The organism is Pantoea sp. EA-12 (genome assembly GCF_030053355.1).
Lineage (GTDB): Bacteria > Pseudomonadota > Gammaproteobacteria > Enterobacterales > Enterobacteriaceae > Pantoea > Pantoea vagans_C.
Genome location: NZ_JASGBY010000025.1, coordinates 41,183 through 62,228 on the forward strand (window position 1 = coordinate 41,183; position 21,046 = coordinate 62,228).

Here is a 21,046-nt window from a genome sequence, read left to right on the forward strand (position 1 = left end):
CATGGTGCTTATTTTACTGCCTGAACGGCGAGACGTGTCTGAATACCCTGGTTCAGGTTTTGAATCCAGCGGTTGTAATTGCGATGAATCTGGCCGCTGCCTGCTTTCAGATTGGTACTGCTGACATAATCAATACGATAGCTGTTGGCGGTGTAGGTGATACGAATATCAGCAGTATGACCACGCTCTGCCAGCTGGCCGTTCATCACGCCAGGTCCCGCTGGGGAAATCACCCAGTGGTTGGCCGCTCCTGCTTCCACAATTGCACGCTGCATCTGGCTATCGGAGTAGCTCTGACCCACGGTCTGGCTCACGTTTTGAATCGGCGCAGTGCGTGGTGCGCAACCGCTCATCAGCGCGGCGGTAATGACTAATGCGAAAACAGCTTTTTTATTCATCATTTCCTTTTTTTCCCTTGTCATAGCAAGTCGCACATGGCGGCGACCGTGCAAGTAAACCTACATGCACAATTCCGTTCAGACTTTGTAAAGCGCGCAAATAATACCACTATATGTAAAGACAAGTAAAAAAAAGCACGAATAACTTAAGAACGGTCTCATACCACGGGAAAAGCTGAATTTGGTCGCTGTACAGCGAAAAAAATGCCGCAAAATGGGGTTGCGGCATGAAATTTAACCTCGCCAACCGCCGCCCAAGGCACGATAAAGATCGATTTGCGCCAGCAGCAGCGTATTTTTCACTGAGACGATGTTCAACTGAGTGCTGAACAGCGTGCGTTGCGCATCCAGTTCATCCAGGTAAGAGGCGTAACCGTTCTGATAACGGTTACGCGCAATACGATACGCTTCTGATACATAGCCTTCCTGCTTCTGCAACTCAACCAGCTGCTCCTGGCTGCGACGAATGGCATCAATGGCGGTATCCACTTCGGAGAAGGCACTTCGCACCACCTTTTCGTAGCCGTAAAGTGCCTGATTACGCGCGGCCATCGCCACATCGACCTGCGCCGTCAGCGCTTCACGGTTGAGCAGCGGCGCCAGAATACTGCCGCCAATGCTCCACAGGCGGAACGGGTTATCCAGTAGCTCATGAAGTTGATAGCTTTGCAGCGTGCCGCTGGCCGTGAGATTCAGCGACGGTAACAAATCGGCCTGTGCTGCGGCCAGAGAGGCATCGGCGGCGATCAGCTGGCGCTTTGCCTGTACGATATCCGGGCGGCGATTAAGGAGCTGAGACGGCAGTAACGACGGCAGCGTCTGTGGTTTGATATGGTCAAACTGGCTGTTACGGGCAATTTCACGTGGGTTCATGCCCACCAGCACGCTCAGCGCATTCTCCTGTTGCTCAATTTGATGCTGTAACTGGGGGATTTGCGCTTTGGCGGTCTGATATTCCGATGCTGCCTGCATCCACTCCAGGCGCGAGGTGTAGCCGGTTTCAAACTGACGCTGCGCCAAATTGAGTGAGTTTTCACGAGTTGCCAGGGTCGCGATGGTTACCCGCAACTGCTCATCCAGCGCACACAGACTCAGATACCCCGATGCCACCGAACTGGCAACAGTGAGTTCCGCGGCTGAGGCTGCGGCACGCTGCGCCTCCAGCGAGGCCTGCGCGGCACGAATGCTGTTGCTGCGGCTGCCCCACAGATCGACCTCATAGTTCGCCTGCAGCAGCCCCTGGAATACGGCGTTTTCATATGGCTGCCCTGTCACCGCTGACAAGGCGCGTTGATGGGTGGCTGCCACACCCGCCGACAGCGTGGGGAAGTTGTCGCCCTGTGCTGCCCTTAGCTGGGCGCGATATTGATCTACTCGCGATCGCGCAGTGAGGATATCGCTATTGTGCTGCAACGCCTGATTGACCAGCCGATTAAGATTCTCGTCCCCAAAGCTTTGCCACCACTGTGCTTCTGGCGCGGCTGACGGCCCCACCTGCTGCCGCCAGCTATCAGGGATCGGTAATGACGTCGGCGCTTTTTCGACTTCAGTGGCACAACCGCTCAGGATCAACGCAATAAATGCCCCCAGCAAGACCTGCTTCATGGGGCGTCCTTATGCGGCTCGGCAGCGGTATCAATATTCACTTCCACCGACATCCCCGGACGCAGTTCATGGGTGTCACCGAGAATGCGGATACGTACCGGAATACGCTGCGCGATTTTGACGAAGTTACCGGTGGCATTATCGGGTGAAATGGCACTGAATTCGGAGCCCGCAGCCGGAGAAATATACTCAACCCGGCCCTCGTAACGCTTGCCTTCTAGCGCATCGACACGCAATGTCACCGGCAAACCAGGGCGCACCCGCGCCAGCTGCGTCTCTTTAAGGTTGGCAATCACCCATTTGTTATCCGGCACCACTGAGGTCAACCGCGTACCGGCCGTCACGTAGGTGCCTTTGCGCACGGATAACTGCCCGAGCTGACCACTGTCTGGGGCAATAATGCGCGTATTGGCAAGATCGATATTGGCTAACTCCAGCGCAGCTTGGGCGCTTGCCACATCCGCCTCCAGCGAGCCTCGGTTCACTACCACGGTCTGCAAACTTTGCTGCGATACCGCCACCTGGGCATCGGCCTGACGCAACTGCGCCTGTGCCTGCGCATTTGCCGCACGTGCTGCATCGCGTTCGCGTACCGACAATGACCCATCCGCCGCCAGATTTTCAACGCGTTTAAGATCGAGACTGCTTTTCAACGCCTGCGCTTTTGCATTTTCCAGAGCGGCTTTATTACTGAGGATGGTGGCTTCGGCGCTGCGACGCTGCTGTTGGTTGTTGTTTTGCGCCGCAATTTTCATATCCAGCTGCGCCTGTGCCTGATGCACCCGCTGGCGATAGATACGATCGTCGATGGTCATCAACAGTTGTCCCTTGGTGACAGGTTGCAAATCCACCACCTGAACATCGGTGAGATAACCGCTGACCTGCGGGCTGATAAAGGTGACCTGGCCGCGTACGTAGGCGTTTTCCGTTGATTGAACGGTACTGGTAAACGGCCACAGCTGCCAGGCATACAAAATCACCAGCACGCCAACAATGACGATGCCGCTGCCGAAAGCGATGGAAAGGATACGTCGGCGGTTGGCGCGTTCGCGTTCCGCAGCCTGAAGATCATCCTGTTGGCTCATGAATTCTCCGTATGATGTAAAGCTTGCTGATTTTGCTCGGTCAAATCACGGCGTGCCTGACGCCAGTTGATAAAGCGCAGCCGTGAGAGTCGCCATAACACCCATATCAGCGTGATCAGCGCCAGGGCGGCGGTCAGTAAATAGGTATCGTTGTACGCCAGTACGTTGGCCTGCAGCGTGGCGACCGTTTGTAACTGGCTGGTGCTTTGCGCGCTGAGCAAAACATTATCTGAGAGTTGGCTGCTGAACAGCGCGCTGTATTGGCTTAGCCGCTCGGTGACATTCGGGGCAAGCTGTGACAGCTGATCGCCCAACAGACTGGAATGATATTTCTCGCGCCACGTCTGGAAGGTGCCCAGAATCGCTGCACCAATCAGCCCGCCTAAGTTTTGGCTCATACCAAACAGCACAACAAAACTCACCAGGTTCTTCGGCTGCGTCACCACGCCACCTATCCCTAACAACATGGCCGGGGCAAGGAAGAATGCGCTACTGAAACCGAGTAAGAACTGACTGATATACAAATTATTGGCGCGCGTCAGCGGGCTGGATTGTGCATCCATGTACGAGGCGATAATCATCACCACCAGCGAAGTGACAATCGGCCAGCTAAGGTGGGTGGGTTTGATTGTCAGCGCACTGGCCACCATGCCACAAATCACCCCGGCAATAATGGCCAGCGCCAGACCGCGCATCTGATCATTCAGCAGACCAAGCTGTTGCAGAAAGCCCACGGCCCCGGTGTTCTGTTCGGCCAGCACAATACGCATCATGATCATGACAATGCCGAGTCGGACGATCATGCCGTTGCTCAACCAGCGGGTATTAATCAGCGGATTGGCGCGGTTGTGCTCGACCACCACGGCGGCGACGATCAACACCAGAGAGATGGCGAGTGAGATGCCTAACCAGGGGGTGGTAAACCACCATTCAATGCGTCCGAGCGACAGCACGCCGCAGAGCAGCGCCATACCGGGAGCCAGCAGGATAAAGGTGACAAAATCCATCTTCTCGAAGGCTTTGATGCGATCGCCCGGCGGCAGTTTAACCACCAGCACGCAGCCCAGCGCAATCAACGCCAGCCCAAGTTCAAACAGATACAGACCGCGCCACTCCTCCAGCTGCAGTAATTCAGTCGAAAACAGGCGAGCCAAAGGGATGGCCAACTGTGAGGCAGTGATACCAATCACCAATGCTTTCAGCCGGTGTTTCGCTGGCCATGCCTGAATTTGGTAATAAATGCCGAGCGAGCTGAGTGCCGCGCCGACCATACCATGTGCGGTTCTAACAATAATCGCCGAGCTAAGATCGTTCGCAAGAATATGGAAGAACGCCACAATGACGTACAGCACCAGAAAAGCTTCGGTGAACAAGCGCAACCCGAATTGCTGGCGGAATTTCACTAACAGCAAGTTGATGGAGATATTACCCATCACATAAACCGCAGGCAGCCAGGCGATTTCATTGGTGTAAGCACCAAATGTGCCCTGCAAATTGGTGAGGTTGGCGGTGACCAGCGCATTACTGAGTGCACCAGTAATGGAAATCAGCAGTCCAATGATGCCAAATGCCACCCGCTTCGAGGGTGAATGGAGTGGCGTGGAAGGCGAGCCGGGCAGCATCGGTTTTTCATGCGGCAGCCACTCTCGCTGGGCATAGGGATTGCGTTTGGCCACGACTAGCTGCTTCCCAATTTAGCCAGCAGCTGTTGCAACACTTTTTCAGTCACGGCCAGTGCTTCAGGGTCGATGTCCGCCAGCAGTTGCGCACGCAGGGCATCCGCCTGTGTTTTGACCTCGGCAAAGGCCACGTTTCCTTGCTCTGTCAGCACCAGCAGACGTTTACGCCGGTCCTCTTTCGGCTGCACGCGCGCCAGCAATTGCTGCTTGACCAATCGATCGACCAAAGGCACCACACTCGCTTCTTCCAGGCCCAGCAGTTGTGCCAGTGCTTTTTGTGTTGGCGGTTCATTGGCGGTGGCGACGGTGGCGATCGCCATCCAGCTGCTCATACTCAGACCGCTCTCTTTCAGGCGGCGATCCACTGCCAAACGCCATGCGTGGGCTGTGAGATGCAATAAACGAGAAAAAGGTTGTGGATAGTCGCTCAAAACGTAGTAGCCTAATGGTTAGGTTTCTAACTAAACGGGTGCGTTATTATAAGCAAAGCCGAGTGCCATTGAAAAGTTTGCTTACATTGCCACCGTCAATGACGCACATCCCCTACGCTCTATTCTTCCTTTTTATTGTACAACATGATGATGATATCGATGCTGTACAATCATTTTGTATAAGTTTTCAGTCTCAGATATCCAGTTAACTTACTGTATTGTAATGATTAGCACGTTATGCACAAAAAATCACTTGTACAAGTTGCATCAAATTGTATAACTTTACCTCCCGTGAGCCAGCTAATGGCTCCGTAACGAATGATGCATATTGCGTCGCCTCTGAAGGTGTATTGGATTTCCACCTTCAGAGGTGTCTTTTTTGCGTTGGTTGATGAGTTTGGGTCATACGTGCCTGTCCGCACGTATTTTTTCATCATGGAGCTGAAGGCATCTCTGCCAACAGACCGATCATAAGGGCTTCACACATGCAAAATACTGCAACCAGCAGCGAAGCCATCGCTGACTACTTTAAACTTGCAGGTAACAGCGACAGCGTTGAGATGGAAGTGTTTGGTCAAATTATTGCGGAAATCCTGCAGGGTGGCATGCAGGTGACGAATAAGACGATTATCGCTTCGTTAATCCAGCGTCTGGAAATGGAAAGTGATGTCATCACCTTAGATGTTTATCGTCATTTACTGGAACTGGTGGTGAATAAAACGCCAGACGATATTCAGGTTTAATATCGATTCCAGGGACGGAATCACGCTTATTTGCCTACCCTTTTTACTAGCACCCTTCAGCTTTGCCAGTTAACATCTTCCTCGTCTGATTTCCATCTGGTTACTGCCATGCCGTGACAGCATGCGCAAAATAATAAAAGAGCCTGCAAAATTTATGAGCCAACCCACTGAACACGCCCCAGCGGTGAACGATATCACGGTGGGCAGCGTGCTACGCTCGCCTGCTTTACTGACACGAGAGTGCCTGGCGGGTGTCATCACCGCGCTGGCACTGATTCCTGAAGTCATCTCATTTTCTGTTATAGCCGGCGTCGACCCCAAAGTGAGTCTGGTCGCTTCGGTCGTACTTTGCCTGACGCTCTCCATTCTTGGCGGACGTCCGGCGATGGTCACCGCAGCAGCCGGTTCGGTAGCGCTGGTCATTGGCCCGATGGTGCACGTTCACGGCGTGGAGTACATCTTACCGGCTGTGATCCTGGGGGGCATTATCCAGATCATCTTCGGCCTGGCAGGATTATCCCGCATGATGCGCTATATTCCGCGCTCAGTGATGATCGGCTTTGTGAATGCGCTAGGAATATTAATTTTCTTTGCACAAGTCCCGCACGTTTGGGGGCAGTCAGGATTGGTTTGGGTGCTGTTTGCTGCCACCCTGGCAATAGTTCTGTTACTGCCAAAAATCCTGAAAAGCGTTCCATCCCCGCTGGTGGCGATTGTGGTGGTCACCGGTGTGGCGCTCCTGATGGGTTATCGGGTACCCAACGTCGGCGATGAGGGGCCAATGAGTGCGGGCCTTCCAGGTTTTACCACGTTGTTAGTCCCTTTTAATCTGCAAACGCTACAAATCGTCTGGCCTACAGCGCTAAGTATTGCCTTTGTTGGTCTGATGGAGTCGCTACTCACGGCGAAACTGGTTGACGATATTACGGATACCCCTTCAGGTAAACGCCGTGAATCCTGGGCTCTTGGCGTGGGCAATATCCTTGCTGGATTCTATGGCGGCATTGCCGGCTGTGCGATGATCGGTCAGACCATCGTCAACGTGGAATTGGGCAAAGCGCGTACCCGAGTATCTACTATTGCAGCGGGTATCGTGCTGCTGTTGCTGGTCACGGGTTTGAGCCACATTATGGCGCAGATCCCGATGGTGGTTCTGGCAGGTATCATGATGGTGGTCGCTGTCAAAACAGTGAACTGGCATAGTCTGCAACCGGCAACGCTCAAACGTATGCCGTGGTCCGAAACCTCAGTTATGGTACTCACCGTGGCCGTCACCGTATGGACAGGCAATCTGGCACTGGGCGTTCTGATTGGTGTCATTCTCGCCATGATGCTGTTTGCACGCCGCATCGCGCACGTTATCCACGCTGAACGTAAGTTGAGTGAAGACGGTGAACAGGTGCATTACGCCGTACGCGGACCGCTGTTCTTCGGCAGCAGTAACGATCTGTTTGAACACTTCGACTACGGTCACGACCCTAAAATCGTCACCATTGACCTGACGCATGCGCAAATCTGGGATGCGTCGAGCGTCGCGGCACTCGATGCGATTGAGCATCGCTATCAGCGTCACGGCGCAGCGGTACAGTTTATTGGATTAGATAACCGCAGCAGCGATTTCCGCGATCGATTGAGTGGCAATCTGGGATAAGTTTTTTAGGGAGGCCTGAGGGCCTCCCCTATTGATATATTGAACACGACAAAAACAAAAAAACCGCCCTTAGGCGGTCACGACATTACTGCATATTGCTTTGATTTTATTTGGTTTTAGGTCTTGCTAAATATGGTGCCCGGGGCGGGACTTGAACCCGCACAGCCATAAGCCGAGGGATTTTAAATCCCTTGTGTCTACCGATTTCACCACCCGGGCAGGGTGTAAATTGGAGGCGCGTCCCGGAGTCGAACCGAGGTAGACGGATTTGCAATCCGTTGCATGGCCACTCTGCCAACGCGCCTTTATTCTGATATGTCACCCGTTAGAAACAGGTCACTAAATTTGGAGCGGGAAACGAGACTCGAACTCGCGACCCCGACCTTGGCAAGGTCGTGCTCTACCAACTGAGCTATTCCCGCATAATCTTCGTCTTTCACTTTGCTGCTGCGTTGGCTGCTTTCGCTCAACCACGTCACTTACTGATGTAAGCTCCATGGTACTCGCTCAATTGCCGCCTTGCTGCAAACTGAAATACTCGATTCTGTACTTCATCTTTCAATTTGCTGCTGCGTTGGCTGCTTTCGCTCAACCACGTCACTTACTGATGTAAGCTCCATGGTACTCGCTCAGTTGCCGCCTTGCTGCAAACTGAAATACTCGATTCTGTACTTCGTGCCTTACCGAACTTACTGATTTCACTCAGCTTCTTGCAGACTCGCTGCCGTTCGATGCGATGCATTCTACTTATCTGACGCAATGAGTCAACAGAATTATCCACGCAGTGCGTCCGTTTGCTGCTTTTTGAATCGTATCGATCAGCTATCGAGCAAATCGCCACGTGCTGCGCTCAAATACTGGAACATTGACCAGAAGGTCAGCACCGCCGCGATGTATAACGCAACCACACCGACGCCGACGACAGTGGCATCTGGGCGCCACAACAGGACAAACAGTGAGAACATCTGCGCAGTGGTTTTGACTTTGCCAATCCACGACACGGCAACGCTGCTGCGTTTGCCGATCTCCGCCATCCACTCACGCAAGGCAGAGATAATGATTTCACGCGCAATCATGGTGGCAGCAGGTAAAGTAATCCACCAGGCGTGAAAATGTTCCGCCACCAGCACCAGCGCAATCGCCACCATCACTTTATCAGCGACCGGGTCCAGGAACGCGCCAAAACGCGTGGTCTGCTTCCAGCGACGGGCAAGGAAGCCATCAAACCAGTCAGTTATCGCAGCAATCACAAATATCAGCGCGGTGACAAAGGGGGCCCAGTGAAATGGCAGATAGAATGCCAGCACGAAGAAAGGAATCAGTACAACTCGAAACAGGGTAAGACACGTCGGAATGTTAAATTGCATATGCCAGTAACTGTCTGGTATGGGTAGGATTTAACGTATGTTCCTACATTGCCCCCCCTGTTTCAACGTTAGTGTTTCAGCGAGTGGTATATTTTTTCCGCCAGTGCAAAGGAAATCCCCGGTACTTTGGCTATCTCATCAACGCTGGCATTCATCAGCGGTTGCAGGCCACCCATGTACTTAAGCAGCTGTTGACGCCGTTTTGGCCCTACGCCTTCTATGCTTTCCAGTGCACTGGTGTTCTTCACTTTTGCGCGTTTTTTCCGGTGCCCTGAAATTGCATGATTGTGAGAGTCATCACGAATGTGCTGAATGACATGCAGTGCTGGCGAGTCCGGCGGCAGGGAGACGCCCTCTCCTTCCGCTTCGAAAAACAGAGTTTCCAGCCCGGCTTTGCGATCGCTACCTTTTGCCACGCCCAGCAAAATGGGTCGATCTTTATCCCATGGCACATCCAGTTCGGCAAACACTTGCTTCGCTTGCGCCAGCTGACCTTTTCCCCCGTCAATGATAATCACATCCGGGATCTTGTCTTGTTCCAGCGCTTTGCCGTAGCGACGGCGTAACACCTGATTCATCGCCGCGTAATCATCCCCCGGCGTGATGCCTTCAATGTTATAGCGGCGATAGTCTGAACGCAGTGGGCCATCACGGTTAAACACCACACAGGAGGCAATAGTCTGCTCACCCATGGTGTGACTGATGTCGAAGCACTCCATGCGTTTGATGCTATCAAGCTCAAGAAATGCCGCCAGCGCCGCGAGCCGTTGTTGAATAGTCGAGTGCTGGGAAAGTTTAGTGGTTAATGCTGTCGCGGCATTGGTGCGTGCCAGCTTGAGATAGCGTGCGCGATCGCCACGCGGTTTACTCTGGATGTTCACTTTACGCCCGGCTAACTCACTCAACGACTCAGCCAGCAATTCACGTTCGGGTAAATTGAAGTCGAGCAAAATATCGGCGGGCAATGTGCGTGCTTCACTCCCCTGCAGATAAAACTGGCCGACAAAGGTTTGCACCACTTCGGTTAATTCGGTATCAGCAGGCACTTTCGGGAAGTAACTGCGGCTGCCCAACACTTTACCCTGGCGAATAAACAGCACGTGCAAGCACGCCATGCCAGCATCGAATGACACGCCCATCACATCCAGATCGTCGCCTTGATTCGAGACAAACTGTTTTTCCGTCACACGGCGTACCGCCTGAATCTGATCGCGCAGACGTGCGGCTTCTTCGAAGCGTAATCCTTGGCTGGCCTCTTCCATGCGTTTGACCAGTTGGTTAATCACCTGATCATCTTTACCCGCAAGAAAAAGACGGACGTAATCGGTCTGCTGTCGATACTCCTCTTCTGTCACCAGACCGGCGACACAGGGGCCAAGGCAGCGTCCAATCTGATATTGCAGACAGGGGCGAGAGCGGTTGCGATACACGCTGTTCTCACACTGACGAATGGGAAAAACTTTTTGCAGCAAGGCCAGGGTTTCGCGCACCGCGTAACCATTGGGGAAGGGTCCAAAGTATTCACCTTTGGCATGCTTAGCACCGCGATGCATGGCCAAGCGTGGATGCGCGTCAGCACTCAGGAAAATATAAGGATAGGATTTATCATCACGCAACAACACGTTGTACCGCGGCTGATAGAGCTTGATGTAATTATGCTCAAGCAGCAACGCCTCGGTTTCGGTGTGGGTGACGGTGACATCAATATTATGAATGTTATTGACCAGTACCTCAGTCTTGCGACTGCCCACTTGGGTACGAAAATAGCTGGTCAGACGCTTTTTGAGGTCTTTGGCTTTGCCAACATAGATCACCGTGCCTGTCGCGTCATACATACGGTAGACGCCGGGCTGACTGGTCACGGTGCTGAGAAAGGCTTTGGAGTTGAAAACGTCACTCACTACTGATTAATGGCTCCGCATTGAACAGGCCATGACGAATGGCCAAATGCGTTAACTCTACGTCGCCACTGATATTCAGTTTGCTGAACATGCGATAACGATAGCTGTTAACGGTTTTCGGGCTAAGATTGAGCTGCTCGGAAATGTCAGTCACCTTCTGCCCTCGGGTGATCATCAGCATAATCTGCAATTCACGTTCCGACAAACAGCTGAACGGAGATTCTGCTTTTTGCGGCTCGATCTGGCTGAGTGCCATTTGCTGAGCGATATCGGACGCGATATAGCGCTGCCCGGAATGCACAGAGCGAATCGCACTCACCACTTCCTGCGGCGCAGCACCTTTACTCAAATACCCCGAAGCACCGGCCTGCATCACTTTCGCGGGCAGCGGATTTTCAGTGTGAATGGTGAGCATGATAATGCGGATGTCAGGATTAAAACGCACGATCTTCCGCGTGGCCTCGAGGCCACCAATACCGGGCATATTCATGTCCATCAACACCACGTCAACCGGGTTACTGCGACACCACTTAACCGCATCTTCGCCACAGGCCACTTCCCCGGCAATCACGAGTCCCTTCATATCTTCAAGAATACGGCGAATACCGGCGCGTACCAGTTCATGGTCATCAACAAGAAGCAGGCTGATCAACGGGACGTACTCCGCAGGTTAGTGAAGGGAAAATATATTACTGGGAGGCCATCTTACCGGGTTTGCGGGGGAAATAACATCTGGTAACGCAGATAAATCCCAATTGAAATGATGTAAATCAATTAGGCCCACTCGGCCCTTGTCATTTGTGAATAACGCATTAACATGCAAGAATTAAAATTCAAAATTGTGATTAATATCATTATGTTATAATTTATAACATTTTCTCACGCCTGTGATATCACGACGAAATAAATAGGGGCTTTTTTTCATTCTTCTCTGGTGATAAATAGCGCGAACAGCAATTAATCACCCGCATGACATTTACCGCTTCGCCTGGCCTAAATTCCTCAAACAACCTTATGATATACTCTGTTTTTTACGCACAGGTAATGTGTCAACATCGAGTAACACCACCAAGGAGTCAATTATGAGTGATGAAGACTTTTCAACTTCGCAGGAAACCCAGGCGCTGGCAGATGAAGTGGCCTGTCTGAAAATGATGGTGACGCTGATCCTGAAAGGTATGGGTCAAGCCGATGCGGGCAAAGTGATTATCAATATGGAGCGCTATGTGCAGAGCGCATTAGTTGATAAACCGCAGGCGGAAGTGTTTAGCAACACCATTCGCCAAATCAAAACCGCTTATCGTCAGTAAGCGGCCAGCCCCGCACATGGTGCGGGGTGATTAGCTATGAGCCTGCCAGTTGACCGACACACCCAGTGTCGGTAACACTTCTTCAGGTCCAAAACGCCGTGTGCCGCGATACTTCTCTGCCAGTGCCGGTTGCTGAACCGGAATCTTGATGGCAAACAAATTATCTTCAGATTGGATCAAACCGGGTGACAGCGGTTCGTACACCACCTGATGCCGTTCAAACATTTTCTCCAGCATCGGCGTGGCTGAACTAATCAGAAAATCCATGCCATTCAATTCTGCCATCTGCACTGAATGCCATAAAATATTGAGTGGCAACTCTGCGTCTACTTCAAGACGGGCCGAAAAGCGCGACATTTCCCACACTTTGTTTTGATCAAACGGCAGCACGATGCCTTCGGGCACTTCAGGCTCATGCCAGGGCAGCAGACGCGCGCACCCGCAGATACCCTGGCGTGCGTTCCAGGCTATCAGCCAGGTGACATCGGAACGATCGAATCGATCGTATTCCTGTCCAGGCGTGCTCAGCCTCGGAGGAATAGACCATCCTTCTCCACGCGCAAAAACGCTATACCGGTAAGTTCCCAATTCGGCCAACAAAGAGGACGGCATATCCTTAAGCTGTGTTTGAATTATTTTCATCATGCGCCTCTGACATCCCCATGTTTGCAATGATTTCTTTGCGCCAGCCTGGCAAAGTTCCGGCGCAGGGTAGACAACTGACCTTTGGCTGGGAACTACTAAAATTAGTAGTTGCCTTTTTGCTATATCAAGCCAATCGCTGCTGCATAACAGGCAATCTGCGTTTTATTGGAAACATTAAAACGCTTTTGCATATTCTTTTGGTGAAAGTTCACCGTATGTTCAGATATCGCTAAAATAAGTGAAATTTCCGCAGAGGTTTTCCCTTCTGCCGTCCATTTCAGGATTTCCAGTTCGCGTTGACTAAAATCATTAGATAAAACTGCCATAGAGCTATCGTTCAACCGCTCCAGCACGCGCAAACTCAGTTCCGCCAGGAAATGAAGTTTCACTTCTAGCTGAACGCGTAAGTGTTGAGTCTGACTATGAATCGATGATGCAATAGATAATATACCAATGGCACGATTTGACGCCATTGCTGAACAGGAAAAGCCGCTATTGAGCCCTGCTGCGTTAGCCTCAGCCCACAAATTGCCTGCGCCAGTAAATAAATCACGCGTCCATTCCACGCCACGTCCCGGCCGCTGGCAAAGTAGCAGCACCGGATCCACGGTATAATAATTTTCGCTTTCATAGCGCTTTACCCAGCTTTCAGGGTAAGTACTAAACAAAAACACACGAGGTCGGGTAAAAGGCACCGGGTGCTGAACCAAAAAAGCGAATGAATCAAAACCCAACGCTTCTATGTGCTTTTGTAATAGCGCTTTCAATTGCAACACTTCCGTCAGCGCCTGAAATTCATTTTCAGTTTCGCCTCGCCAGACGAAATAATTATCGGTAGTCATTATTGCCTCAGCGTTGTTTCACGCTTTTACCTTGTTATTCGTTCTGATTAACATAAAAATTAATTAACATGAGAAAAAATATTGATTGAAATGAAAGCAGCACTTGCGGTAACAATCATAACTATCCAGATGTCAATGCGTTACCGTAATGAGAGTGTGCGAGCAGGTATTTTTTGCCAATAGCTTCACAATTTTAATCGTCTTGGCTGATTAGAATAGGATTTTTCTGAAGATGTTTCAATCACCCGATTCATCGAAAATTATCATTAGATTGATAAATTTTTAGCATCGTCATTAACCGAAATCACTCACTATCAAGGCGGATACTTAAGGTGCGGGGATATTTAAAGAGAGGCGGTGATAAGGTTCATTCTTAATCTTTGTGGCTTCTGCGGTGAACAGTACAGCGTGATTTCCGTCACCCTCTTTTCCAGCTACTCTTAGAGGATAGCGGTGCATCATGCCACGGGATTTAGCAAAGGGGAGACAATGCCGCAGCAAGACTCAGCCGCATTGTCGCGCGTTTTTGGGATAAGAGCGGAACTGACTATGTTGAACCAGTTGGCATTACCTTTCCTTGTATTGGGCGGCTGCACAGCCCTGATGATCTTAAAAGACCTTTTCCGTCATCCGCATCCCGTGGCGGTGATGAATATCATCTGGCCACTCACGGGCTTGTATATGCCCTTCATTGGCTGGCTTGCATGGTGGTATCTGGGTCGTAAACCTTCGCGACAGGTTAAACTTGCGCTGCTGGTTCCGCAAAAAATACAGGGTTACGCTAGCTGGCAAACCATATTTATTTCCACTTCATTATCTGCCGCTGCCTGTATATTCGGCGATATAATGACAATCCCGATAGTCACTTTGCTAAACCAGTTCGCTATTAACCCCACGCTTTGGCTTCAGGGGGTTATTTGCGTGATAGTTTCCTTGCTGGTCGGTTTATTTTTGCAGTTTCTCGCCATTCGCCAACGTGAAAAACGTTCATTTGGCCGGGCCTTATTATTAGCATTAAAAACAGAAACTTTTCCGCTGCTGATTTATCAATTAGGCATTTTTATCTTTATGGCGCTGGCCCTAAAGTTCGTGCTTAACCAGCAGATCAATCCATTCCTGGTAGGATTCTGGTTTATGTTGCAATTAGCGATGATGATTGGCTTCCTGTTCTCCTGGCCTGCTAATCATTTCCTGATAAAACGTGGGCTTAATCCCGCCGTTTAGTCAACGACAGTAACCTGCCCCGCGCATACCAAGGTGGAAATGTGCGGCATGAGCGGCGTTGTAGTCCGGCCCTAGCGCATTACCAAAGGTGGCGCAACCCGTGCGCCACAGTGCATGCAAGGCCGTTGCCGCATCAGCGGGTTGTTGCCAGTTCTTCCCCACCTGTAACCAGCGGCCATTGGCCAGTTGAAATCCGCTGATATCCCAAGCATCCGCCGTCGCATGTTCACTTAAGCGCCCTTGCTGGCGATGATAAATATTGCGGCACGCATAGCTCCCCACATGCGCAATACGGCTAAGTGGGCTGTTGATTCCTGCCTGCTTTAAGGCCAGTTGACTGTTCACCACAAACAGAGTGCTGCTCACGGCCATCGGACAGCTGGCAAGGAAAGTGCTGCTCAACCCCACCTCACCAAACCCACTTACGCGCAGCGGCTGCTCCAGGGGGCAATCGCCCTGGAGAGTAGGCACAATACGGTATTGAATGAAGCCCTGCTGTTTCGCTCTTTCCAGCACCGCAAGGCAGGCCACAGGGTCGCGACTGAGTCGTTGTAGTTTATAGCGCATCATCCAACCCGGTGGGTCGGTCATGGCCAATGGCGTGAAGGGATTCCATTGCGCGGGCAAATGCGTTTTCAGCCAGGGAATGCTCCACCAGCCGCACAACGCCAGAATGGCTATGGCAATGATTGCTCGCACAATACCTCACCCTTTCTTTTTAAACGAACTCGTAAGTGTAGGAGGCGAAGGGTAAAACAACGTAAAAAAGGCTTTATTGCGGAAGATTTACGCAAATTACCGGATGAAGATCCCATGTAAATAATTACTGACAGAGTAAAGCGCGTAAAAGCTCACAATTGTTAAAAAACAATTACCGAGAGTCACTGCCTTTCCACTATCTTATGCCACTTGCCCTTACAGCGGCACGTTATCAAACAGCCAGCAGAGCTGACACAACATCAAAACAGGAAAGATATATTTATGGTTGATCAATCCAAAGAGGCGCTTATTGAGGCCAACCAACCGGAAAAACTCCAACGTAGTTTGCATAACCGTCATATTCAGCTCATCGCCATCGGCGGCGCTATCGGTACCGGGCTCTTTATGGGGTCGGGCAAAACCATTAGCCTGGCCGGTCCGTCGATCATTTTTGTTTATATGATCATCGGTTTTATGCTGTTTTTTGTGATGCGCGCGATGGGTGAGTTGCTGCTCTCCAATCTCGAGTACAAATCCTTTAGCGATTTCGCCGCTGATCTGCTTGGTCCGTGGGCGGGGTACTTTACCGGCTGGACCTACTGGTTCTGTTGGGTGGTGACCGGGATTGCGGACGTGGTGGCGATTAGCTCCTATTTCCAACTGTGGTTCCCTGGCTTTTCCGTGTGGATGAGTGCCCTGCTGTGTATCTTCGTGTTCCTGGCCCTCAACATCGCCACCGTGAAATTATTTGGTGAGATGGAGTTCTGGTTCGCGATTATCAAAATCGTGGCGATTGTGGCGCTGATCGTGACCGGTATTGTGTTGGTCGCCATGCATTATCCATCACCCGGTGGCACCACTGCGTCATTAAGTAATATCTGGGATCACGGCGGCATGTTCCCGAAAGGCCTGAGTGGCTTCTTTGCTGGTTTCCAGATTGCCGTGTTTGCCTTTGTCGGCGTCGAATTAGTGGGTACCGCAGCAGCAGAGACCAAAGATCCGCACAAAGTGCTGCCACGCGCGATCAATGCCATCCCGATTCGTATCATTATGTTTTACGTGCTGGCGCTGTTGGTGATCATGGCTGTGACGCCGTGGAACCAGGTGCTGCCAAACCGTAGCCCGTTTGTAGAGATGTTTGTGTTAATCGGATTACCTGCCGCGGCCAGCATCGTTAACTTTGTGGTACTGACCTCTGCAGCATCGTCAGCTAACAGCGGTATTTTCTCCACCAGCCGTATGCTGTTTGGTCTGGCTGAGATGGGCGTGGCACATAAAGCCTTTGGTCGCTTGTCTGCTCGCGCCGTTCCAACTACCGGCTTATTCTTCTCTTGCTTCTGCTTACTGGGTGGCGTGGCGCTGATTTACCTGATCCCGGATGTGATGACCGTATTCACCATGGTCACCACGGTTTCGGCGATTCTGTTCATGTTCGTCTGGACTATTATCCTGTGCAGCTACCTCGCTTACCGCAAACAGCATCCACAACGCCATGCGAAATCGAAGTTTAAGATGCCGTTGGGCAAGTTTATGTGCTGGGTATGCATGGCGTTCTTCGCCTTTGTATTAGTGCTACTGACTTTGCAGGAAGATACTCGTCAGGCGCTGATGGTGACGCCACTGTGGTTCGTCATTCTGACCATGGGCTGGCTGTTACGTCGTCGTAAAGCCTGATTCAGCTCATATAAAAGGCCCCTTTATGGGGCTTTTTTATAACCGCTCCCGCAGTTTATGCCATGCCTGCACCAGCGAGGGTCGTACCGAAGGTTCTCTTTCTGGTGCCAGAACAGGGGATTGTGGCGATCCCAGATTAAAGGTAAAGGTGTAATTCGGCGCCTCGCCCATGCGTAAATCCGACATCAAAATGTCCTCACCCTGCTGCTTCATGGCGTAAAAACCATGGCTAAACCATGCCACGCGCTCAGCATGCCACTGGCCTTTGAAAGCAGCGAACAGCTCTGAATGACGAGAGTGCCAGCTAATCTCAAGCGGACGGTCCGGGGACATTAATGACCAATACGCCTCGCCATACTGGTCCGGTGTCATGATCACGGTGCGCCACACCAAAGTATTAAAGGCCGTGGGGGTCACCAGCACCTGCTGTGGCGTGACAGACTGCTGCAGCAAATCCTGTTCAATATGCCGCGTTGCCACACACTGCACCACCATGCTCCAGCCTAGATAGAGCGTGCTCACCAGCAATCCTGCCTGGTTCCAGCGCAATCCCACCCTGTCACGCCGCCCTAATGCAATCACCAGGGCTATCAACAGCGGCAAGGTATACAGTGGGTCGATGATGTACATACTGCCGATAGCGTAGGGGAAATCGGTAAAGGGTAAGCCCAATTGCGTACCGTATACCGTTGTTAGATCGAGCAAAGGATGGGTGATCAACGCCAGCCAGATTGCCAGACACCAATTGCGCCAGTATTCACGGCTGCGTGTGGCACGAGCGACCAGCCAGCCAAGCAACGGCGCCACCAGCGTCAGCAAAAGCAATGCATGGCTTTCAGTGCGATGCAGCGTCATATTGCGGATGGCATCGCCGTGATCGATAAACACATCGAGATCGGGCAAGGTACCGGCGATAGCGCCGACCAACGCCGATTGCCACAGCGGCACACGTTTGCCCATCACGGCGACGGTGACCGCCGCGCCCAACGTTAACTGCGATAGCGAATCCATGCACTCTCCTGGCAAAAGCGGGATCAGCGCACGCGGATCCCTTCAATAATCATGCGCTGTACATTATCCAGCGTCTGCTCAAAGAACTCAGGGTCACTTAAGGTCTGGCCGGTAATCGCTTCCACCTGCGAGGCAAAATCAGCGTAATGCTGTGTTGTGGCCCACAGCAGGAAAAACAGATGCTGTGGTTGCACGCCGGCTAAGCGGCCTTCAGCGATCCACTGCTCAATAATCGCTGCCTTCTCATCCACCAGCGCTTTTAAGTCCCCGGCTAATTCACCTTTCAGCAAGGGCGCGCCTTGGAGCATCTCCAGACAAAACAGGCGTGATGCCTGTGGGTGGTCGCGCGACACTTCCAGTTTAAGACGGATATATTTCCGAATTGCAGTTAACGGGTCGTGATCATGCTGCAAGGCGCGTAATGGGGCCAGCCACACATCCAGAATCTCTTTCAGTACCGCCACATACAACAGCTCTTTTGACGGATAGTAGTAAAGTAAATTGGTCTTCGAGACATCGGCGCGCTCCGCCACTTTATCGAGGCTGGTGCCATGAATACCGTATTGCGAGAAGAAGGCTAACGCCGCTTCCAGAATCGCGGCACGTTTTGCCGCCACTGCGCGCGAGCGTCGCCCTGGCTTTTTTTCATCGCTTTTCACACTGTTACCTCTTCCATCCTGCGTCATCGCATCATAACAAAGGCCTTGATTCCTGCCTAATCGCCGATATGCACCTTTTTTGACCATGATACGCATGAAAAATGTGCATGACGTTTTGACCAAACGGTCTGTTTTGGACCACTTACTCCATTTTATCTCACCTCACTTTTTTAACACATTGTTGTTAAAGGCTTTTAAAAATGTGGCACAGGCTTTGCAATTTTGTGACTGAGCGCCGCCAGCAGGATGCGTGCAGGAAGCAGCGCAGCGCGTGAAGCAGTTCCCGTTCATTGCAGAGAGGTTTCACATGAAAATTGGCGTCTTTATCCCGATTGGCAATAATGGCTGGCTCATCTCCACCCATGCGCCACAGTACAAACCGACTTTTGAACTGAATAAAGAGATTGTGCTGAAGGCCGAGCACTATCACTTCGACTTCGCGCTATCGATGATCAAACTGCGCGGCTTCGGTGGGAAAACCGAGTTTTGGGATCACAACCTCGAATCCTTCACCCTGATGGCGGGACTCGCGGCGGTGACCTCACGCATTGAAATTTATGCCACCGCAGCCACCCTGACGCTGCCGCCAGCGATTGTGGCGCGCATGGCTTCCACCATCGACTCCATCTCGAATGGTCGCTTTGGCGTCAATCTCGTTACTGGCTGGCAAAAGCCTGAGTATGAACAGATGGGGCTCTGGCCCGGCGATGAATACTTCTCCAGCCGATACCAATACCTGACGGAGTACGTCACGGTACTGCGCGATTTATGGGGCAGCGGTCAAAGCGACTTCAAAGGGGAGTTTTTCACCATGAACGACTGTCGCGTCAGCCCACAGCCACAAAAACCGATGAAGGTGATTTGTGCCGGGCAGAGCGATGCCGGCATGGCCTTCTCCGCGCAGCACGCAGATTACAACTTCTGCTTTGGTAAAGGCGTCAACACACCAACGGCCTTCGCACCAACAGCCGCACGCATGAAACAAGCGGCAGATAATGCGGGTCGCGATGTGGGTTCCTACGTGCTGTTTATGATCATTGCCGCCGAAACCGACGAAGCCGCTCGTGCCAAATGGGAGCATTACAAAGCCGGTGCTGACGAAGAGGCCCTTGCCTGGCTGACCACGCAAAGCCAGCAAGACACCAAATCCGGCAGTGATACCAATGTGCGCCAGATGGCCGATCCCACTTCAGCGGTCAACATTAATATGGGCACGCTGGTCGGTTCTTACGCCAATGTGGCACGAATGTTGGATGAGGTTGCTTTGGTCGATGGCGCGCAGGGCGTGTTACTGACCTTTGATGATTTCCTGGAGGGGATTGAGGCCTTCGGAGAACGCATCCAGCCACTGATGAAATGTCGCCAAGAGTTAATCGCTTCGCAGAAGGAGGTTGCCTGATGAGTACTGTTGTTTGCGCCCATACGTCCAGCTTACCGAACATTACCTTGCCCGCTCGCCCGGAAGCCATTGCGCTGCCGCCAGCACAGAGCGCGCTAATTGTGGTGGACATGCAAAACGCCTATGCCACCGAAGGCGGGTATCTCGATCTTGCAGGGTTTGACGTCTCCGCGACCAAACCGGTGATCGGCAAAATTCATCAGGCGGTCACCGCTGCACGTGCTGCGGGCGTGCAGATCATCTGGTTCCAGAACGGCTGGGACGATCAGTATGTGGAAGCCGGTGATGCCGGTTCGCCAAACTTCCACAAGTCCAACGCGCTCAAAACTATGCGCAAACGTCCAGAGTTGCAGGGCACCCTGCTGTCAAAAGGGGGCTGGGATTACGCTCTGGTGGATGAACTGACCCCGCAACCGGGTGACATTGTATTGCCGAAACCCCGCTACAGCGGTTTTTTCAACACGCCACTCGACAGCATGCTGCGCAGCCGCGGCATTCGCCATCTGGTGTTTACCGGCATCGCCACTAACGTCTGCGTGGAATCGACGCTGCGTGATGGCTTCTTCCTCGAGTACTTCGGCGTGGTACTGGAAGATGCCACGTACCAGGCGGGACCGGCCTTTGCACAGCAGGCCGCGATCTTCAACATCGAAACCTTCTTTGGCTGGGTCAGCGACACCGACACGTTCTGCGAAGCCTTGAAAGGCTAAAACCACTTTCACC

20 protein-coding genes and 3 tRNA genes are annotated in these 21,046 nt (G+C 52.0%); 7 read left to right on the top strand and 16 right to left on the bottom strand.

The window, feature by feature from the left end; all coding sequences use genetic code 11:
* Positions 1-8: 8 nt before the first annotated feature.
* From QMZ30_RS24815 to QMZ30_RS24835, 5 genes are all read right to left on the bottom strand, one after another.
* Complete coding sequence (locus QMZ30_RS24815) at positions 9-401, bottom strand: hypothetical protein (protein ID WP_418903602.1); 393 nt, start codon at positions 399-401, stop codon at positions 9-11.
* Positions 402-632: 231 nt separating this feature from the next.
* Positions 633-2,003, bottom strand: coding sequence for an efflux transporter outer membrane subunit (locus tag QMZ30_RS24820; RefSeq protein WP_283229283.1), 1,371 nt, complete (start codon positions 2,001-2,003; stop codon positions 633-635).
* Positions 2,000-3,088 (bottom strand): HlyD family secretion protein, encoded by a 1,089-nt coding sequence (locus QMZ30_RS24825; RefSeq protein ID WP_283229284.1) that lies wholly within the window; start codon positions 3,086-3,088, stop codon positions 2,000-2,002. Before QMZ30_RS24825 ends, QMZ30_RS24820 begins: the two co-directional genes overlap by 4 nt.
* A complete protein-coding gene (locus QMZ30_RS24830) occupies positions 3,085-4,764 on the bottom strand; it encodes an MFS transporter (protein ID WP_283229285.1) in 1,680 nt (559 codons plus the stop codon). Before QMZ30_RS24830 ends, QMZ30_RS24825 begins: the two co-directional genes overlap by 4 nt.
* Before the next feature lie 2 nt (positions 4,765-4,766).
* Positions 4,767-5,198 carry a MarR family winged helix-turn-helix transcriptional regulator gene (locus QMZ30_RS24835; protein WP_283229286.1) on the bottom strand — a complete coding sequence of 144 codons (432 nt, stop codon included), beginning with the start codon at positions 5,196-5,198 and terminating at the stop codon, positions 4,767-4,769.
* 485 nt (positions 5,199-5,683) lie between these two features.
* Between QMZ30_RS24835 and QMZ30_RS24840 the strand changes: the two genes are divergently transcribed.
* A complete protein-coding gene (locus QMZ30_RS24840) occupies positions 5,684-5,941 on the top strand; it encodes a biofilm/acid-resistance regulator YmgB/AriR (protein ID WP_283229287.1) in 258 nt (85 codons plus the stop codon).
* A 154-nt stretch (positions 5,942-6,095) separates the two neighbouring features.
* Positions 6,096-7,592: a SulP family inorganic anion transporter gene (locus QMZ30_RS24845; RefSeq protein ID WP_283229288.1), complete on the top strand. Its 1,497-nt coding sequence runs from the start codon at positions 6,096-6,098 to the stop codon at positions 7,590-7,592.
* 133 nt (positions 7,593-7,725) lie between these two features.
* Here QMZ30_RS24845 and QMZ30_RS24850 read toward each other — a convergent pair.
* The 6 genes from QMZ30_RS24850 to uvrY form a co-directional block, all read right to left on the bottom strand.
* Positions 7,726-7,811 (bottom strand) — tRNA-Leu (locus QMZ30_RS24850).
* A gap of 11 nt (positions 7,812-7,822) precedes the next feature.
* Positions 7,823-7,896: transfer RNA gene (locus QMZ30_RS24855), tRNA-Cys, on the bottom strand.
* A gap of 42 nt (positions 7,897-7,938) precedes the next feature.
* A tRNA-Gly gene (locus QMZ30_RS24860) sits at positions 7,939-8,014 on the bottom strand.
* Positions 8,015-8,410: 396 nt separating this feature from the next.
* On the bottom strand, positions 8,411-8,959 hold the full coding sequence (gene pgsA, locus QMZ30_RS24865; RefSeq protein WP_039328924.1) for a CDP-diacylglycerol--glycerol-3-phosphate 3-phosphatidyltransferase: 549 nt from the start codon (positions 8,957-8,959) through the stop codon (positions 8,411-8,413).
* Positions 8,960-9,027: 68 nt separating this feature from the next.
* The gene (gene uvrC, locus QMZ30_RS24870; protein ID WP_283229289.1) at positions 9,028-10,860 is read right to left on the bottom strand and encodes an excinuclease ABC subunit UvrC; all 1,833 of its coding nucleotides are present in this window, start codon (positions 10,858-10,860) and stop codon (positions 9,028-9,030) included.
* Positions 10,853-11,512, bottom strand: a complete 660-nt coding sequence (uvrY, locus tag QMZ30_RS24875; RefSeq protein ID WP_039328927.1) for a UvrY/SirA/GacA family response regulator transcription factor — start codon at positions 11,510-11,512, stop codon at positions 10,853-10,855. The genes uvrC and uvrY overlap by 8 nt, the downstream gene beginning before the upstream one ends.
* A gap of 430 nt (positions 11,513-11,942) precedes the next feature.
* Between uvrY and QMZ30_RS24880 the strand changes: the two genes are divergently transcribed.
* Positions 11,943-12,170 (top strand): DUF2594 family protein, encoded by a 228-nt coding sequence (locus QMZ30_RS24880; RefSeq protein WP_039328928.1) that lies wholly within the window; start codon positions 11,943-11,945, stop codon positions 12,168-12,170.
* 30 nt (positions 12,171-12,200) lie between these two features.
* On the opposite strand, the gene QMZ30_RS24885 is transcribed toward QMZ30_RS24880, so the two are convergent.
* Positions 12,201-12,812 carry an acyl-homoserine-lactone synthase gene (locus tag QMZ30_RS24885; RefSeq protein ID WP_283229304.1) on the bottom strand — a complete coding sequence of 204 codons (612 nt, stop codon included), beginning with the start codon at positions 12,810-12,812 and terminating at the stop codon, positions 12,201-12,203.
* 122 nt (positions 12,813-12,934) lie between these two features.
* The gene (locus QMZ30_RS24890; protein ID WP_283229290.1) at positions 12,935-13,657 is read right to left on the bottom strand and encodes an autoinducer binding domain-containing protein; all 723 of its coding nucleotides are present in this window, start codon (positions 13,655-13,657) and stop codon (positions 12,935-12,937) included.
* 489 nt (positions 13,658-14,146) lie between these two features.
* Between QMZ30_RS24890 and QMZ30_RS24895 the strand changes: the two genes are divergently transcribed.
* Positions 14,147-14,881, top strand: a complete 735-nt coding sequence (locus QMZ30_RS24895; RefSeq protein WP_283229291.1) for a DUF4396 domain-containing protein — start codon at positions 14,147-14,149, stop codon at positions 14,879-14,881.
* Here the strand turns inward: QMZ30_RS24895 and QMZ30_RS24900 are convergent, their stop codons facing one another.
* Complete coding sequence (locus QMZ30_RS24900; RefSeq protein WP_283229292.1) at positions 14,882-15,580, bottom strand: extensin-like domain-containing protein; 699 nt, start codon at positions 15,578-15,580, stop codon at positions 14,882-14,884. It lies immediately after the preceding gene.
* A gap of 282 nt (positions 15,581-15,862) precedes the next feature.
* On the opposite strand from QMZ30_RS24900, the gene cycA reads away from it, so the two are divergent.
* The gene (cycA, locus tag QMZ30_RS24905) at positions 15,863-17,254 is read left to right on the top strand and encodes a D-serine/D-alanine/glycine transporter (protein ID WP_283229293.1); all 1,392 of its coding nucleotides are present in this window, start codon (positions 15,863-15,865) and stop codon (positions 17,252-17,254) included.
* Between the two features lie 36 nt (positions 17,255-17,290).
* Here cycA and QMZ30_RS24910 read toward each other — a convergent pair whose 3' ends face one another.
* Together QMZ30_RS24910 and rutR are read right to left on the bottom strand one after the other, a co-directional pair.
* On the bottom strand, positions 17,291-18,265 hold the full coding sequence (locus QMZ30_RS24910) for a metal-dependent hydrolase (RefSeq protein ID WP_283229294.1): 975 nt from the start codon (positions 18,263-18,265) through the stop codon (positions 17,291-17,293).
* A gap of 23 nt (positions 18,266-18,288) precedes the next feature.
* Positions 18,289-18,924: an HTH-type transcriptional regulator RutR gene (gene rutR, locus QMZ30_RS24915; protein WP_039329002.1), complete on the bottom strand. Its 636-nt coding sequence runs from the start codon at positions 18,922-18,924 to the stop codon at positions 18,289-18,291.
* Positions 18,925-19,231: 307 nt separating this feature from the next.
* Here rutR and rutA point away from each other — a divergent pair, with 307 nt between their 5' ends.
* Both rutA and rutB read left to right on the top strand, forming a co-directional pair.
* Complete coding sequence (gene rutA / locus QMZ30_RS24920) at positions 19,232-20,323, top strand: pyrimidine utilization protein A (protein ID WP_283229295.1); 1,092 nt, start codon at positions 19,232-19,234, stop codon at positions 20,321-20,323.
* Positions 20,323-21,033, top strand: a complete 711-nt coding sequence (gene rutB, locus QMZ30_RS24925; RefSeq protein ID WP_283229296.1) for a pyrimidine utilization protein B — start codon at positions 20,323-20,325, stop codon at positions 21,031-21,033. Before rutA ends, rutB begins: the two co-directional genes overlap by 1 nt.
* Positions 21,034-21,046 lie beyond the last annotated feature (13 nt).